At 71.3% G+C, this 16488-nt stretch carries 12 protein-coding genes and 1 pseudogene; 7 read left to right on the top strand and 6 right to left on the bottom strand.

The window, feature by feature from the left end:
• Nucleotides 1-1601: 1601 nt before the first annotated feature.
• Nucleotides 1602-3200 (top strand): Hsp70 family protein, encoded by a 1599-nt coding sequence (locus OV207_RS29380; RefSeq protein ID WP_267558729.1) that lies wholly within the window; start codon nucleotides 1602-1604, stop codon nucleotides 3198-3200.
• Nucleotides 3201-3307: 107 nt separating this feature from the next.
• Nucleotides 3308-3931: a hypothetical protein gene (locus tag OV207_RS29375; RefSeq protein ID WP_193349273.1), complete on the top strand. Its 624-nt coding sequence runs from the start codon at nucleotides 3308-3310 to the stop codon at nucleotides 3929-3931.
• A 39-nt stretch (nucleotides 3932-3970) separates the two neighbouring features.
• Here OV207_RS29375 and OV207_RS29370 read toward each other — a convergent pair whose 3' ends face one another.
• Nucleotides 3971-5308 carry a glutamate--cysteine ligase gene (locus OV207_RS29370; protein WP_267558388.1) on the bottom strand — a complete coding sequence of 446 codons (1338 nt, stop codon included), beginning with the start codon at nucleotides 5306-5308 and terminating at the stop codon, nucleotides 3971-3973.
• Between the two features lie 59 nt (nucleotides 5309-5367).
• Here OV207_RS29370 and OV207_RS29365 point away from each other — a divergent pair, with 59 nt between their 5' ends.
• The 3 genes from OV207_RS29365 (at nucleotide 5368) to OV207_RS29355 (ending at nucleotide 10754) form a co-directional block, all read left to right on the top strand.
• Nucleotides 5368-6186 (top strand): EI24 domain-containing protein, encoded by an 819-nt coding sequence (locus OV207_RS29365; RefSeq protein ID WP_267558387.1) that lies wholly within the window; start codon nucleotides 5368-5370, stop codon nucleotides 6184-6186.
• A gap of 228 nt (nucleotides 6187-6414) precedes the next feature.
• Nucleotides 6415-9660, top strand: a complete 3246-nt coding sequence (locus OV207_RS29360; RefSeq protein ID WP_267558386.1) for an MXAN_5808 family serine peptidase — start codon at nucleotides 6415-6417, stop codon at nucleotides 9658-9660.
• 194 nt (nucleotides 9661-9854) lie between these two features.
• A complete protein-coding gene (locus OV207_RS29355; protein WP_267558385.1) occupies nucleotides 9855-10754 on the top strand; it encodes a hypothetical protein in 900 nt (299 codons plus the stop codon).
• Here OV207_RS29355 and OV207_RS29350 read toward each other — a convergent pair.
• Entirely contained in the window at nucleotides 10751-11494 is a 744-nt protein-coding gene (locus OV207_RS29350) for a glycerophosphodiester phosphodiesterase (RefSeq protein ID WP_267558383.1), read from the bottom strand. The two genes, OV207_RS29355 and OV207_RS29350, sit on opposite strands and share 4 nt — an antisense overlap.
• Before the next feature lie 118 nt (nucleotides 11495-11612).
• Between OV207_RS29350 and OV207_RS29345 the strand changes: the two genes are divergently transcribed.
• The gene (locus OV207_RS29345) at nucleotides 11613-11834 is read left to right on the top strand and encodes a twin-arginine translocase TatA/TatE family subunit (protein WP_227027337.1); all 222 of its coding nucleotides are present in this window, start codon (nucleotides 11613-11615) and stop codon (nucleotides 11832-11834) included.
• On the opposite strand, the gene OV207_RS29340 is transcribed toward OV207_RS29345, so the two are convergent.
• The 3 genes and pseudogenes from OV207_RS29340 to OV207_RS37830 form a co-directional block, all read right to left on the bottom strand.
• The gene (locus OV207_RS29340; protein WP_193349259.1) at nucleotides 11831-12619 is read right to left on the bottom strand and encodes a hypothetical protein; all 789 of its coding nucleotides are present in this window, start codon (nucleotides 12617-12619) and stop codon (nucleotides 11831-11833) included. The genes OV207_RS29345 and OV207_RS29340 overlap by 4 nt on opposite strands.
• Nucleotides 12620-12626: 7 nt before the next feature.
• Nucleotides 12627-13649 carry a DUF3426 domain-containing protein gene (locus OV207_RS29335; RefSeq protein ID WP_267558382.1) on the bottom strand — a complete coding sequence of 341 codons (1023 nt, stop codon included), beginning with the start codon at nucleotides 13647-13649 and terminating at the stop codon, nucleotides 12627-12629.
• 1020 nt (nucleotides 13650-14669) lie between these two features.
• Nucleotides 14670-14768 (bottom strand): annotated as a pseudogene (locus OV207_RS37830) (zinc-ribbon domain-containing protein); the annotation flags it as partial.
• A gap of 168 nt (nucleotides 14769-14936) precedes the next feature.
• Between OV207_RS37830 and OV207_RS29330 the strand changes: the two are divergent.
• Nucleotides 14937-15617, top strand: a complete 681-nt coding sequence (locus OV207_RS29330; RefSeq protein WP_267558381.1) for a polyhydroxyalkanoate synthesis regulator DNA-binding domain-containing protein — start codon at nucleotides 14937-14939, stop codon at nucleotides 15615-15617.
• A gap of 58 nt (nucleotides 15618-15675) precedes the next feature.
• Here OV207_RS29330 and OV207_RS29325 read toward each other — a convergent pair whose 3' ends face one another.
• A complete protein-coding gene (locus OV207_RS29325) occupies nucleotides 15676-16482 on the bottom strand; it encodes a ParA family protein (RefSeq protein WP_267558380.1) in 807 nt (268 codons plus the stop codon).
• Between the last annotated feature and the right edge of the window lie 6 nt (nucleotides 16483-16488).

The following is a 16488-nucleotide window of genomic DNA, read 5'->3' as shown; positions in this document are numbered from 1 at the left end:
CGCTCTCCTCCTCCACGACCGGGACAGAGAGCGAGGATCCGCTCGCGACCGGATTCGCGAAGCTTGATGCCGACCGTGTCGCGGATGCCGAAGCAACAGCACTGTCTTCGGAGTCCGAACCGGAAGTCGTGGCCTCACATGAAGGCGCATCTGCTTCCGTAGCACCGCTCTCGTTTGAAGTAGCTCCGGCCACCAGTGCAGTGGAGGCCGCCCCAGCGAGCATCACGGAAGCAACGTCTTCGGCCGCGACTCCTTCAGCCCTCGTCCCGGGCCCGACAGAAACGTCATCCACGAAGGCTGCTTCCGCAACCGACACGGACGCGTCAGCAACGGCGCCCCTCGTCGAAGCGGCAGCCATCACTCGCACGGCTCAGCCGGACGCAGCGCTCCCCGCCCGAGCGGATTCCGCAGTCGACACAGACCCGTCAACAACGGCGATCCTTGCCGAAACTGAATCCATCACCCGCACTGATCAGCCGGACGCAGCGCTCCTCGCCCGAACTGCATCCGCGACGCACGAGGGCCCGTCAGACGCAGCGACCCTTTCGGAGACAGCATCCGAGACCCGCGAAGACCCGACAGGCGCAGCGGCCCCTGCGAAGACTGCATCCGCATCCCACGAAGACCCGGCAGGCGCAGCGGCCCTCCCGGAGACGGCCTCCGAGACGCGCGAGGGCCCGACAGGTGCAACAGCTCCTCCGAACACCACCGCATCCGCGTTCCACGGCGACCCATCCAAGGCAGCGGTTCTTCCTGAGACGACATCCGCGTCTCGACCGGCCCTCTCGGACGAAACCCCGCTCGCGGAGACCTCAACAACCACAGGTGTCCCGGTTCGCCTGGACGAGCAGCCAGGCCCAGCCCCGCAGCAGGCGGCTACCCCGGACCTGTTGCGCTCGGCGGTCATCGCCGCCGATTCGGCTCCACCGGCTACCGCAACTCGCGCGGAGGCCTCCCCCGGCGTTGAAACGGCGCCTTCGCCTGTCACGCCTACCGCCAACGCAACACCTCACGCAGCAGAGGCACCGTCGTCCCTGACGACGGCCGCATCGGCTACGGCCTCGACAGAGGCGGCGGGAAGCCAGGCAGCGCAGCCTCCCTCCGCGTCCCCCAGCACCCCAGCGCAGCCCTCCTCCGCGACACCATCCGGTGCTCACGCGGAGCCAGGTCCGTTGCCCTCCCCGACGCAAGACGCCGCGCTTGAGGTCCCGCCCATCGTGGCGTCACCCTCGGCCCTCACCGGCGCCATCAGCGCCCCGCTCGCGTCCCCGACAAGTTCCACGGCGGCCAGTTCCACGGACGAAGCCGCCTCTCATCCCGGACCCCACGAACGCCGTCCCACGGCTCCCCGCGCACCGGACGAGGTGGCCCCACCCGACGCCGCGCCATCCGCCACAGCCCAGGCCCCCGGTCCTGACAGCCCGTCCACGCCCGCCACCGCCCAAGTCTCCGGTCCTGACAGCCCGTCCACGCCCGCTACCGCCCAGGCCTCTGGTCCTGACAGCCCGCCCACGCCCGCCGCCGACACAGCCGCCCGTGCCCCCACCGTCGCGGACACCGGCGCGCGCGGTCGCCGCCGCACCCGCCTCGACCTGCCCACCGTGCCCACCACCACGCCCGCGGCGGCGGAGGTCGTGCTCGGCATCGACGTGGGCACCTCCCACGCTCGCGTCGCGGTCTTCATCGACGGCGTCGCCACCCTCATCCCCCTGCCCGGCCCCCACGAAGCGGGCCTGCCCTCCGTCATCGCGATGGACAGCGCCGGTGAGCTGCACGTCGGCGCCGCCGCCCTGGCCGAAGCCGCCCGCGAGCCCCGCCGCGCCGCGCTCGGCCTCAAGCGCCTGCTCGGGCTGCGCGCACGCTCCCCGCAGCTTCGCTGGCTCGGGCCCCAGCTCCCCTTCCCCCTCGCCACCGACCTTCGCGGCGACGCGGGCGTGGAGCTGGGCGGTCGCGTCGTGGGCCCTGCCCAGTTCACCACGCTGCTCCTGCGCGAGCTGCATCAAGCGGCCACCGCGTTCCTCGGCCGCAAGGTGACGCGCGCCGTCCTCTGCGCCCCCTCGCACTTCACCGAACGCCAGCGCGCCACCCTTCGCGACGCCGCGCTCGAGGCCGGCCTGGACGTGCGCCGCGTCCTCACCAACAGCGCCGCCGCGGCGCTCGCGTACGCGCATGGCCGGGGCCTGGCCCGCAAGCGCGTCCTCGTCGTGGACCTGGGCGGCGGCGGCCTGGAGGTCTGCGTGGTGCAGGTGACGGGCGACGACCTGGAGGTCGTCACCACCGGCGGCGACCCCACCCTGGGCGGCATGGACTTCGACGCCCGCATCGCCGAGGCGCTCGTCAGCGACCTCCCCGGACAGGGCCAGCCCCGCCCCGAACACCCGCTCGACTGGCTCCCCCTGCGCGCCATCGCCGGGTCCACCAAGGAGGCCCTCTCCACCCGGGACTCCGTGGACGTCGTCCTGCCCTCCGGCCCCGGCCCCACGCTCGACCGCGAGCGCGTGGAGGCCCTCACCGCCGACCTCGCCCAGCGCGTCGTCGCCGTCACCCGCGACGTGCTCGAATCCAACGCCCTGTCCCCGCAGGGGCTGGACGCCGTGGTGCTCGTGGGCGGACAGGGCCGGGCCCCGCTCGTGCGCCGCCGGCTGGAGGAGAGCCTGGGCGTGCCCGTGCGCGAGGACGTGGACGCGTGCACCGCCGGGGTGCGCGGCGCCGCGATGCTCGGCCACGCGCTGCTGCTCGCGGAGGTCGGCAAGCCCGCCGCCAGCGTCTCCGAGGTCCTCACCTCCCCCATCGGCGTCGCTGAACACTCCGGCGCCTTCCGCCGCGTGCTGGAGCGCAACACCCGCCTGCCCACCTCCAAGACGCTGGTGCTGCCCGTGGCCGCGCCCGGCCCGCTGGTGCTCGCGTTCTTCCAGGGCACCGCGCAGGCCTCCGCGGAGAACGAATGGCTCGGCGCCCTCCACCTCACCGTGGAGCGCCCCGGCGAGGTGGAGGTGCACCTGGAGCTGTCCCCCGACGGCACCCTGGCCTTCGGCGCCACCCTGCCCGGGGGCAAGCGTCAGCCCGTGACGCTCGCGACGGAGGACCTGGACGACGCCGCCCGCGAGGCCCTCATCGCCCGCTCGCCCTTCCTCACCGAACCCGGGTCCCGCCCCGGCGGGCTGCTGTCCGGCTTGAAGAAGCTCTTCGGCCGCCGTTAGGGCCCTCGGCTCCCTGCCTCCACCTCCAGGGCAGATGCGACGTCCGCCCCCGGAGTCGCAGCTTCCATTCCAGGTCCCGCAGTTCACAAAACGGGAGGAGCCTGGACATGAGACAGCTTTCGAAGATGGCGGGAGTGGTGGTGGTCGGCGTGTGCATCGCGGGCCCGGCCTTCGCGGTGGACGCGACCCAGGTGGGGCGCAAGATTGGCTTCAACGAACAGGAGGTCGAAGCCGGCCTGGACGTGCGCGTGGGCCTGGGCGGCTTCACCGGCGACCTGGGTGATGAAACGGGGATAGGCCCGCTGTTCGGCATCACCGCCGTGGCCCAGCCCGCGCCCCTCGTCGGCGTGGAGGTCGGCTACGAAGGCCAGAGCGTCCCCATTGATGATGCCCGCGTGAGCGGCGGCAACCACATCTGGCGCAACAACGGGACCATCCTGGGCAAGGTGGGCCCCGTGCTCGAAAACAACCTGCACCCGTTCGTCGGCATCGGCCTGGGCCTGAGCTACCTGGACTCCTCCAGCGGCTCGGAGCCCGTCTACAGCAACGACTGGCAGACGGAGTTCCCCATGACCGCGGGCATCGACTACCGCCTGGGCAACCTCTTCGCCGGCGTGCGTGGCACCTACCGCCTCGTGGGCGGCGAGGAGCTGGTCACCGTCCCCGGCACCAGCGACGACGCGAAGGGCAGCCTCTTCAACGGCAACATCACCGTGGGCGGCCGCTTCTAGCCCACCGCCCCGGGGTCCGCGTCCGCGAAGGGACGCGCTTCACAGCTCGAAGCGCGTCATCAGCACTTCCGGACGCGGGTCCTTCGCCCACGCGTCCAGCACCGCCTGCGCGGGCGAGCGCCCCGACGCGGCCACCTCCTCCAGCGGCGCCAGCAGCGGCGCGTCCTGGGGATCCAACCGCTGGAGCCCGCGCTTCGCGATGGACACCATCTCCCCGGCCAGCCGGTGCAGCTCGTGTGCCCCCAGCTTCCCGGCCAGGCCCTCGCGGCGCGCGGTGTCGTGGAAGGACAGGTGCTCGGTGAAGTTCAACCGGGGTAGCAGCAGCTGCGCCTCTTCCAGGGCCTGCGCGTCATAGAGGAGGCCGCGCCACAGGGCGCCCAGCGCGCCCGTCATCGCCGCGCTGCCACAGTCCGCGCCGCGCACCTCCAGCACCTTCTTGAGCCGCACCTCGGGGAACAGCGTGGACAGGTGGTCCGTCCAGTCCCCCATGTCCGGCGGCTTGCCCTCGTAGCCCTCCTTCATCAACTGGCGGAAGGTGAGCTTCGGGTGGCGGTACTCGCCATTGCGCCGCAGGAACAGCAGCGGCGCGTCCAGCGCCCAGTCCACGTACGCCTGATAGGAGAAGGAGCCGTCGAACCAGGACGGCAGGTAGCCGCACCGCGTGGGGTCCACCTCTTCCCAGACGCGGCTGCGGAAGGTCATGTAGCCGGACGGCTTGCCCTCCACGAGCGGGCTGTTGGCGTACAGCGCCACCAGCAGCGGCGACAGCCGCGCCACCGTCACCGTCTTCTTCACGCAGTCCGCTTCATCCGCCCAGTCCAGCGACACCTGCCCGGTGGACGTCATCAACATCATGTTGAGCGCCAGCCGGCCGCGCTCCGGCAGCGTGCGGCGCATCACCTGGTAGCGCGTCTTGGGCATCCAGGGCATCTCGCCCGTCGTGCCCACCGGCCGGTACCCCAGCCCCACCAGCCGCAGGCCCAGCCGCGCCGCCGCCGCCTTCGTCTCCTTCAGGTGCGCCAGGTTCTCCTCGTGCGCCTCGCGCGCCGTGAAGAAGGGGCTGCCGGACAGCTCGAACTGCCCGCCCGGCTCCAGCGAGATGGCCGCCATGCCCTTCTGCAGCGCGATGACCGGCGACTGGGGCGTTTCACGGAAGGGCTCGTAGCCGCCCGGCGCCAGCGTCTCCAGCAGCGCCCCCACCCCGTTCGGTCCCTCGTAGGGCACGGGTTGGGCGGACCCCACCGGGTAGATGAACTTCTCGTGCTCCAGCCCGAGCCGGTGCTCGGCCCGGGGCTTTTCCGCGGCCCGGAGGCCATCCACCAACGGGGCCACGGAGGTGAGGGGCTCGGAGGCCACGCGCTTGAGGTCGAGGGACATGAAGGCGCCCTATATAACGGGGCTCGTTTCCCTTGCCCTCAATTGAACGACCCGCCCCCATGCGTCCTGTGTCCCCCATCCCCGTCCTGTCCCCCCGGCCCCGGTTGTCGGATTTCTTCCAGGGCGTGGGGCTGCTCGGTCGCGCCTTCGGGCTGGTGTTCCGCTCGCGCCGGCTGCTGCTGCTGTCCACCCTCTGCGCGGCCATCACCGCCATCGCCCTGCTGGGCCTGGGCATCCTGCTCTACCGCTACGCCCCCGGCCTGCTGGACTCCGTCTGGACCCGGCCCGAGTCCTGGTACGGGCGCGCCGGCTGGTACACCGTCCTCATCCTGTCCTCCCTGGTCGCCTGGGTGGTGGGCGCCAACGTGGTGCCGCCCCTCCTGCTCGCCCCCCTCCAGGACCCGCTGTCGGAGGCCACCGAAGCAGAATGTGGGGAAGCGGACGCCACCACGTCGCCCGCTTCGTTCCTGCGCGGGCTGACGACAGGGCTGTTGCACACGCTCGCCCGCTTGGCGCTCCTGTTCCTGGGGCTGGCGGTGCTGCTGCCGCTCAACCTGGTCCCGGGCCTGGGCAGCCTCGCGTTCACCGTGCTGGCCAGCCTGTGGACCATGCTGTGGATGGCCGCTGAACATCTGGCCGCCCCGATGACGCGCCACCTCTACCCGTTCGCCCAGGTGCGCCGCATGCTTCGCGAGCGACGGGCCCTGTGCATGGGCTTCGGGGCAGGCGTCTACCTGCTGCTCTGGGTTCCCATCCTCAACACCTTCTTCCTCCCGGTGGCCGTCATCGGGGGCACCCTGCTGTACCGGGGCCTGCGCGCCACGGGCGACCTGCCCCCGCCCCCGGATGCGCTCGTCCCGCCTGGCAGGGGGGCTTGAGGCGAAATAAAGCAGGGCGCCGGCTGTCCGTACCCGTGAGGCGATCCGGGAACGCATTGCCTGCGGCAGACGTTCTCGGACGCTAGTGACAAGGCCATGCCTTGAAGCACCTGGAAGCCGTGATTAGGCTTGCCCGGCCGCTACCAGGACCCTGGCTCACGCCGAACTGTTCGGATTCACAGGGCTTTTCACGCTTCACCCCGGGGCGCCCAGAGTGCCCCAGCTTGGATGAACCGCATGCCGCGTATCTTCCGCCGCATCACCGCCGTCGCCGTTCTACTGGGGGCCTGGGCATTCGCGGGCAGTGACCGCGCGCCCCTTCCGCTCACCCTGGGAGCGGCGGAGGCGGGGCAGGACACCTGGGACGGCGCCCTGCCGTCCGCCAGCAAGGGCGAGAAGGCCCCCCACGACCTCAACAGCCTGCGCGTGCTGACCAAGGTCATCCTCTACGTGAAGGAGAACTACGTCGACCCCAAGCGGGTGAAGCCCAAGGAGATGATGATCGCCTCCCTGGAGTACGTGGAGAAGAGCGTCCCGGACGTGCTCGTCGACGGCAACCCGGAGACGGGCAAGCTCAACGTCAACGTGAACGGCAAGCAGAAGGAGTTCGACATCTCCCACGTCGACTCCCTGTGGAAGATGTCCTTCGCGCTCAAGGACGTCTTCGACTTCCTGTCGAAGAACATGCGTCCCATCGAGGAGACGCGCGACATCGAATACGCGGCCGTCAACGGCATGCTGTCCACGTTGGATCCGCACTCGGTGCTGCTGCGCCCGGAGCTGTACCGGGAGATGAAGCTGTCCACCAAGGGTGAGTTCGGCGGCCTGGGCTTCGTCATCCAGATGAAGGAGGGCAACCTCACCGTGGTGAAGGTGCTGCCCAAGACGCCCGCGGCCAGGGCCGGCATCCAGAAGGACGACCGCATCAAGAAGATCGCGGAGGAGTCCACCGTCAACATGGACCTCAACGAGGCCGTGTCCAAGCTGCGCGGCCCGGTGGACAGCCGCATCACCATCACCGTGGAGCGCGACGGCTGGGACAAGCCCCGCCCCATGACGGTGGCGCGCGCGATGATCTCCATCGAAAGCGTGCAGCACAAGCTGCTCGCGGGCGGCGTGGGCTACGTGCGCCTGAAGAACTTCCAGGGCAACACCACGCGCGACCTGGAGTCCGCGCTCACGGAGATGCGCAAGCAGGCGGACGCCAAGGGCGGCTTCAAGGGCCTGGTGCTGGACATGCGCGGCAACCCGGGCGGCCTCTTGGAGCAGGCCATCCAGGTGTCGGACACGTTCCTGTCCAAGGGCACCATCGTCGCGACCGTGGGCCTCTCCGACAAGCTGCGCGAGGAGAAGCGCGCGCGCATGACGGAGGGCGAGGAGTCCTACCCCATCGCGGTGCTGGTGAACGCCGGCAGCGCCTCCGCCTCTGAGATCGTCGCCGGCGCGCTCAAGAACCTGGACCGCGCGGTCATCATCGGGCGGCAGACCTTCGGCAAGGGCAGCGTGCAGGTGCTCTACGACTTCCCGGACGACAGCGCGCTCAAGCTGACCATCGCCAAGTACCTGACGCCCGGCGACCTCTCCATCCAGGAGGTCGGCATCGTCCCGGACATCCAGCTCATCCCCACGCGCGTCACCGCGGACCGGGTGGACGTGTTCGCGCCCCGGAAGTCCATGGGCGAGGCGGACCTGGACCAGCACTTCGGCAACCCGGACTCCACCACTGTCGCGAAGAAGCGCGAAGAGGTGCTGGACCGCGAGAAGCCGGGCACCAGCCTCAAGTACCTGAAGGTGGACGAGAAGGCCGCCCAGGCCGCCGCCAAGAAGGACGAGGCCAAGGACAAGGTCGCGGCCAAGGCCACCGGCAAGGACAAGAAGGCCCACGGCGAGAAGGACCCGCTGCTGGACGTGGACGTCGCTGGCCAGGGCGAGGACCTGGACGACCAGCTGGACGCGGAGTCCCAGGAGGAGATCAAGGAGGACTTCGAGGTGCAGTTCGCCCGCGACTTCGTCCTGCGCGTGCCGGCGGTGAAGCGCACCGAGCAGCTCAAGCAGGGCAAGACCTTCGTGGAGCAGAAGCGCAACGAAGAGGAGCAGCGCATCAACAGCGCCATCGCGGCGCTGGGGGTGGACTGGAGCCCGGGTCCGACGCCGAAGAACGTGCTGGTGGACGCCAGCTTCGCGCCGGGCAACGACGCGAAGATCGCCGCCGGTGAGGCGCTGGACATGGTCATCCACGTGGAGAACAAGGGCACGGAGCCGCTCAAGCGCGTGCGTGGCTGGACGGAGAGCGACAACGCGTTCCTCGACCGCCGCGAGTTCCTCTTCGGCGCCATCGCCCCGGGGGAGAAGAAGTCCTGGAAGGTGCAGGTGCGCCTGCCCAAGGACCTCACCAGCCGCCGCGACGACGTGAAGGTGAAGCTGTTCGACGACAACGGCTCGCTGCGCGACACGCTGGTGTCGGAGCTGTCCTTCGTGGAGCTGCCCCGCCCCACGTTCGCCTTCAACTGGCAGGTGCAGGACGACTGCGCCGAGTGCAACGGCGACGGCGTCGTGCAGCGCGGCGAGGACGTCACCGTGGTGATGGACGTCACCAACACGGGCGCGGGCGCGGCGCTGGACTCGTTCGCGCAGATCAAGAACGGCGGCGACGCGAACGTCTTCATCGAGAAGGGCCGCTTCAAGCTGGGGGAGATCAAGCCCGGCGAGACGAAGACGGCGCGCTTCCAGGTGTCCCTGAAGAAGGGCTTCAAGGGGACCACCTTCCCGCTGAAGCTGGCCATCCTGGACGAGCCCCTGGAGGAGTTCGTGCTGGAGAAGCTCCAGCTGCCCGTGAAGGACGGCCCCGTCGCGACGCTGGAGGCGAAGAAGGGCCTGGTGAAGCTGTCGGACAAGGCGGAGCTGTTCGGCGCGCCCACGGCGGACGCCCGCGCGGTGGCGAAGCTGCCCCAGGGCGCGACGCTGGCCCTGGAGGGCATCACCAAGGGCTACTACAAGGTCGCGCTGGACAAGGACCGCTCCGCCTTCGTGCGCACGCAGGACGCGAAGGAAGTGAAGTCCGGCAAGGCCGCGGCGCCCAAGACGGTGGCGTGGGCCACCACGCACCAGCCGCCGGAGATCAAGCTGGACGTGGACCCCTCGCACGGCGGCGTGGTGGTGAACGGCGACAAGTTCACCCTCAATGGCGCGGTGAAGGACCCCAACGGCCTGCTGGACGTCTACGTGCTGGTCAACGACCAGAAGGTCTACTTCAAGGCCGTGGACCCCAAGGGCGGCGAGCCCAACACGCTGAAGTTCACCGCGGACTTCAACCTGAAGGAGGGCAACAACAACGTGCTGGTGGTGGCCCGCGAGAGCACCGAGTTCGCCAGCCGCCGCACCCTGGTCATCCGCCGCCGCCCGGCGGAGGTGGCCCAGAAGGTGACGACGCCCGCCGCCGCGGCCACCACGCCGGTGAAGCCGCGCCAGCAGTAGTCCCCCGGCCTCGAAGCCGGAGCCTGGACGCCTGAGACGGGCGGCCTGCTTCCAGGGGCCTCCTTCCCGACACGGGAGGAGGCTTCTTGGAGGAGGGCCGCCCGTTTTGTTGACGCTCTACCGAAGGCCGATTTAGGGTCCTTGGAGGTGGGCGCCCGCTTGGCCGGTACGCGTCCCGGAGGCGTGAATCCCCAATGCGGACGTTCAGTCGGTGGCTGGTCCTCGCGACGGCGCTGTCCGGGGCTGCTGCCCACGCGGACGACAATGACCTGTCGATTTCCCGGTTCGGAATCGACAGGTTCGGGCAGCCGAACGCTGCGGCGCTGGCGAGCGCGGACTTCCGCGCCTTCGCGCGCACGTTCGGCGCGGTCATCAACTCCGCCAACCTGATGCCCCCGCGCACCACGGGCCACTCGGGCTACGCGTTCAACGCGGAGCTGTCGGTGGTGTCGCTGCCGGACGGCGTCTTCCTGCCCACCGAGCGCGAACAGCCGGGCTCCGTGCTGGTGCCCTCCGTCCACGTCCGCAAGGGCCTGCCCTTCTCGCTGGAGCTGGGCGGACGCGTGGGCTGGGTGGAGAAGAGCAGCATGGTGACGGCCACCGGCGAGCTGAAGTGGGCCGTCAACGAGGGCTTCACCTACCTGCCGGACGTGGGCGTTCGCCTGCACGTGACCAAGCTGTTCGGCGCGCACGACCTGGACCTCACCACCACGGGCCTGGACATCGGCGTGGGCAAGCAGTTCCCGCTGGGCGGGATGATCACCCTGACGCCCTACGGCGGCCTGGACCTGGCCTTCGTCAGCGCCGCGTCGCGCTCGCTCGTCTTCAACCCCTCCCTGTCGCTGGAGGACTCACTGAGGGACGACTCGCGGGCGACCCTGGCCAACGGCAACACGGGCACGTACGCCCGGGTGTCCGCGGGCGACAACCTCACCCCGCGCTTCTACGCGGGCGCGCGCTTCATTGGCGGCGCGCTGCAGTTGGGCGCCGAGTTCTCCATCACGAACCTGGGCAGCTTCGACGTGCCGGGCGACGTGAGCCGCGACCTGTCCTCCGTCGTCGCCTTCAACACCACGCTGGGCCTGGACTTCTAGGCACCCACCGCGTCCGGGGCGTCGCCGCGCAGGGCCTCGCGCACGCGTCCCGGACGGTTGGTGATGAGGTAGGAGACGCCCAGCGCGCCCAGCTCCCGCGCGCGCCGGGGGTCATCCACCGTCCACGCCGCCACGCTCAGCCCCGCCTCGCGCCACGCGGCCACCCGCTCCGGCGTGCACGCCTCGTGGAAGGGGTGCACCGAATGCGAGGACACCAGCGGGCTCACCACGTACGCCTGGGGCGCCCAGGCCTTGTCCGGGTCGATGAGGAAGCCCCGGCGCAGCGTGGGGGCCACCGCCGCCAGCCGGAAGAGGCACAGCGGGTTGAAGCTGGACAGCACCACCCGGTTGGAGAGCTGGCGCCCGGCCACCATGCCGGCCACGGCCGCCACCAGGCCCCCGTCATCGACGCGGTCGCACTTGAGCTCGATGTTGATGAGGAAGTGCGCTGGCAGCGCGTCCAGCACCTCCTCCAGCAGCGGGATGCGCGCGGGCGCGAAGCCCAGGGACGAGCCCACGTCGGCCCGGCGCAGCTTCCACCACGGCGTGGTGCGCACCTCCCAGGGCTGGCCGGCCAGCCGCTCCAGGCGCTCGTCGTGGCACACCACCACCTCGCCGGAGCCGCACACCATGACGTCCAGCTCCACCCCGTCAGCGCCCTGGCGCACGGCCTCGGTGAAGGCCTCCAGGGTGTTCTCGGGGGCATCGGCGCTGGCACCACGGTGAGCGAGCAGGAGCATGGGGCGCGCAGTCTGCGCTGGAACGGGGCGCGCGGGCAGCGTCGCGAACGGCCGGGCGTCCAGGGGTGGACGTGCGCCCGGCTTGCCTCCCGGGAGGGTTTATTGCAGTGTCCGGCGCATGCTGGGCATCGGAGAGTACATCGTCCTCGGCTTCGTCCTGCTGGTGGTCTTCTCGGCCGCGCGGATGGGGCAGCTGGGCAACGCGATGGGCAAGTTCGTCTACTCCTTCCGCAAGGCGTCGCGCGGACAGGACCTGGTGGACGTGAAGACCCTGCCCGGTTCGCGCCGGGGCAGCACCGACGCGGACTTCACCGAGCCCCCCAAGGACCGCCGCGCCTAGGCCTCCTCCCCTGGAATCACCAGGGGGGCGGGCGGCGTGCCGGGCGCTGGCTCCAGGAGCAGGCGCGCGGCCTGTTGTCTCAGGGCGGGCAGCAGCCCCGCGTCCGCCACCAGCTCTCGCAGGTCCGCGGTGTTCAGCAGCGGGACGATCTTCGCGCCCACTTCCGGTGGCAGGTACGGGTTGAAGACGAGCGCGCGGCGCACCGCGTGCCGCACGGACCAGCGGGAAGCCTTCCAGATTTCGACCAGCGGCTCCGGGCGGGCGGGACGGCGCGCGGCGATGCGCACCACCAGCGGCTCGGTGAGGCGGGGGTTGAGCAGCACGTTGCGCAGCACGGCCGGGTTGCTGACGGTGGCCAGCCGCGACAGCACGTCCGGGTCGCGCGTGAGGCGGGCCTGCTGCTTCAGGTGTCCCAGGGACTGGTTGGCCGCGAGCGCATCCGCGCGGGCCGCCGCGTCCGCGTCCAGCTCCTTGCGCGCGGGCCCCTGGGCGAAGAGGTCCGCCACCGCCTCCAGGGACTGCACGTGGGCCATGCGCCGGAGCGCCTCCACGTGGGGGATGTGCTCGGCCTCCAGGGCCAGCGCGGCCATGAAGTCCGACAGCACGCAGGTGGCGGGGGCCTGGCCGGCGCGGGCCAGGGCCAGCAGGTGGCCAATGAGCTCGTTCGTGTCGAACGGCTCCCGCCGGGCCAGCTCGCGCGCGGCGGCCTTGCGGCGCACCGTGGCGCCTCCGCCCAGGGCGTGCAGGTTGCGCGCGAGCGCGCGGGCCTCATCCAGGGTGGGCATGGCGGCGCTACTCCCCCGTGCGGCCCGCCGTGGGCGAGGAAGGCGCGGGCTCCAGCGTCACCTCCAGCCGGAAGCCCGTGAGGTCTGCGGGGAACTCCTGGAACAGCACCAGGAAGGGCACCTTGCCCCCCGGAGGCACCGGCAGGGCGGCCGCGTCCAGGCGCTGGCGCAGCGCGGTGGCGGCGTCGCGGTTCGTGACGGCGTGGAGGTCCTCGGGGGTGGCCAGCGCGCCCGCGAGCCCCTCGGAGGAGCGCACGCGCTGGTCGCCGTCGAAGAGCGCGGCGTGCACCCGCACGGACGCCGCGGCACCGGTGCGGTTCTCCGCCTCGCCGCGCACGACGAAGAGCATGTGGCCGTCGCGCGTGGCGTACAGGCCATTGGACACGTCGCTGGCGATGAACGGCTTGGCGGGCGGCATCACCAGGGCGCGCAGCCGGTCCGGGGACAGGGTGGAGGCGTTCACCTTCCCGTCGCGCAGGTACACGATGCCCAGCGCGCCCAGCGCCACGACGAGCACGGTGGCGACGGTGAGGTTGACGATGAACCCCGTCAGCTTCCGCGCGCGGCCGGGCAGCCGGCGCTGGGGCATGCCCACCTCCTCCAGCCGCGCGGAAGGCTTGGTCACCGTGACGGCGGGCCCTCCCCGCATGGAGGCCAGGTCCACCACTTCACGGCGGGGCGTGGTGATCTTGAAGGGGTCGCCGTCGTCGTACGCCGGCACGTCGCCCAGCAGCGAGATGCCGTCCGCGTCTGGAGGCGCTTCGGCGGGAACGTCCCCCAGCAGCGCGGCGCGGCCGGTGTCCGAGGCGGACATCCCCTCCTCGCCCGAGCCCCCTCCACCGGAGAAGTCGAACAGGTCGCCCATCGCATCCGGAGGGGCGGCGGCGGGCGGCGGGTCCTCGGGAGCGGACAGGTCCGAGGACGGCGTGGCCATGTCGATGGACGCGAACGGATCCTCGGAGGCGAAGGCCGGCGCTGGCGCGGCGAGCCCTGGTGAAGGCGGCTTCCCCCCGCCCGGCGCGGACGGCACGGCGGTGTTCCCGGCCGGGCGCGACGGCGCGGCGGGAGCATCCTCCTCCAGCGAGAAGTCGAAGAGCGGATCGGCAGCCGCGGCGGGGACGGCGGCCGCGACCTGGGCGGGGCGTCCCGCCGACGCAGGCGCGGTCCGGGGCTGCGAAGGAGCCCCCGCCCTGGCACCAGGGCCTGCGGGCTGCGCGGACGCCCTGCCCCCCAGGCCCGAAGGCGCCAGGGCCGGTGCGGCACCCAAAGCCCCGGCCCCTCCCGGCGGCGAGGATGGCCCGGCCCCGAAGGCACCCGGACCCGATGGCGCAGAGGAAGGCCCAGCCCCGAAAGCCCCCGGGCCCGAAGGCTGCGCGGAAGGCCCGGCTCCGAAGGCAGCGGGCGTGGGGGGCCCCGCGACCGCTCCAGGACGAAGCGCGCCAGGAGGCCCCGCGACGAACGCCCCGGGAGGAGCGGCCTTGGGAGCCGGCGGCGCGAAGGCCCCGGGAGGCACCGACCGCAGCCCCGTGACCGACGGCCGGGGCGGAGCACCCACGCCTGCCGTGGCCACCGGCCGGGGTGCCGCCGGGCTCGCCACGGGCGGAGCGCTGGCCGGCGCGGGCAAGGGTCCAACATCGGACATGAAGTCCGCGAACGGGTCCTCCTCGTTCAGCCCGGACAGGTTCACCTTGGGAGGCGCCGGAGCGGGAGGCGCCTGACGCCGGGCCGCGACGCCCGGGGAAGCCAGGGGCGCGTCGAAGGGGGTCAGCGCCCCCCCGCCACGCACCGTGATGGGGTCCGCGTGAGCGTCGTCCACGTCGATGTCCACGTCCACGTCACCCCAGGACCTGGCGGGGGACGCCTTCGCCCCAGAGCCGCCGGGCGCGCCGGGCGCGCCGGGCGCGTAGTAGGCCGGGCCCGGACGGGTGACCTCCCCGGTGGGCTCCGGGGCGTCACCGAACGCCTGGAACGGGTCTGCCTGCCCGCTCGGGGCCAGGGCTGGCAGGGGAGCCGCCGGGACTGGCGCGGCCTCGCGGGCGACCCGAAAGGTGTTCTGACATTTGGTGCAGCGGACCTTGACCCCTTTTTCCGTCACCTTCTCGTCGGGGATCTTGAACCGCGTCTGGCACTGTTCGCACTGGACGATCATGAGGTCGGGCCGGGGGGAGTTGGAGCATAGGCCCACCGGGAGGGCACGGCGAGTCGGGTCCGGGCAACTTGCTCGCTTCGAACCCCTTTGATACGAGGTTCGCCCCTTTGGAACTCAAGTAGTAAACCAGTAAATGCCAAGGCGCAGCCGGGGTCGGAGACGACAGACATGAGCGAGGCCGAGCAAGCAGGCGCTCCCAGCAGCAAGGAGCCGAAGATCATCAAGCGGTACACGAACCGGAAACTCTACGACACCGTGGAGAGCCGGTACGTCACCCTTGATGAAATCGCCGCGATGATCAAGGAGGGAACCGAGGTGCGGATTGTCGACAACCGCACGAAGGAAGACCTGACCTCGGTCACCCTCGCGCAGATCATCTTCGAGGAGGAGAAGAAGAAGAACCAGATGCCGCTGTCGGTGCTGCGGGAGATCATCCGCCACCCCGGCGAATCCATCTCCGGGTTCATCCAGAAGGAAGTCACGCCGCGCGTGGCCTCCATCCGCGAGGAGGCCGAACAGCGGCTGGACAAGCTGCTGCGCCGCGAGGACGGCTCTCCGGAGCCCACCACCCCGGACACCACTCCCGCCGCTCCCGTGCCCGCCCCCGGCACGTCCGCGGAGGCCACCGCGAGCCTCAACCCCGCGGAGCTGCTCAAGGCCAGCCAGCGCGCCTTCGAGGACTTCCAGCGCCGCATGGACGAGCGCGTGAAGCAGGTGGTGGAGAACCTCACCGGCAACCTCCCTGCCCTCGGCCGCGACATGCAGGCGCTCAGCCAGCGTCTGGAAGAGCTGGAGAAGAAGCTCGACGCCTGGGAGAAGCAGGACAAGAAGGACTCCGGCGCCGCCTAGGCGTGGAGTGCAGCCCGGGTGTCCGTGCTGCTGCCCATGAGGGGCAGCCGGACGCCGCTCAGGCCACCTTGCGCGCGGCCCGCTTCCGCTTCGTCGGGGCGGGCCCGCCGTGGATCTCCGCCGCGATGGCCGCGAGCATCCGCGCCCCCGGGCTCCGGGGTGCGTACTCCCAGACCGTCTTGCCGTGGCTCTGGGCCTCGTCCACCTTCACGTTGTAGCCCAGCGGCGTGGCCGCGAGCGCGTCCGGGAAGTACGCCTTCAGGCGCTCCAGGATGGCCGTCGCCAGCGCCGTCTTGCGGTACAGCGTGGGCACCACCTTGGTGACGTGCAGGTCCGGCCGTCCCTCGGACTCGCCCACCTGACGCACCGTCTCCGCCAGCTCCGCGCACCCGTCCAGCGCCAGGTACGTCAGCGCCACCGGCACCACCACCTCCGACGCCGCCACCAGGATGTTGCGCGTGGTGAGCCCCATGGAGGGGGGCGCGTCGAACAGCACGACGTCGTAGCCCGCGGCCTCCGCCTCCCGCATCCGGTCCGCCAGCCGGTGCGCGCGTCGGGGGTCCTGCGCCACCACCACCGGGAAGTCCGCCATCTCCTTGTACGCGGGCACCACGTCCAGCCCGGCCACGCCCGTGGGCCGCGCCACCGACGCGAGCGTCACCTCCGGGTCCGTGAGCAGGTGGAAGACGTTGCGCGGCAGCGTGCGCACGTCCAGCCCCAGCGACTTGCCCGCGTGGCCCTGGGTGTCCAGGTCCACGAGCAGCACGCGGCACTGCTTGCGCAGCGCGAGCCACGCCGCGGTGTTCACCGCCAGCGTCGTCTTGCACGTGCCGCCCTTCTCGTTGATGAACGCGATGCGCCGCATGGCCAT

The organism is Corallococcus sp. BB11-1 (genome assembly GCF_026626625.1).
GTDB classification, from domain to species: domain Bacteria; phylum Myxococcota; class Myxococcia; order Myxococcales; family Myxococcaceae; genus Corallococcus; species Corallococcus soli.
This window is presented reverse-complemented; position numbering and strand designations above follow the sequence as displayed.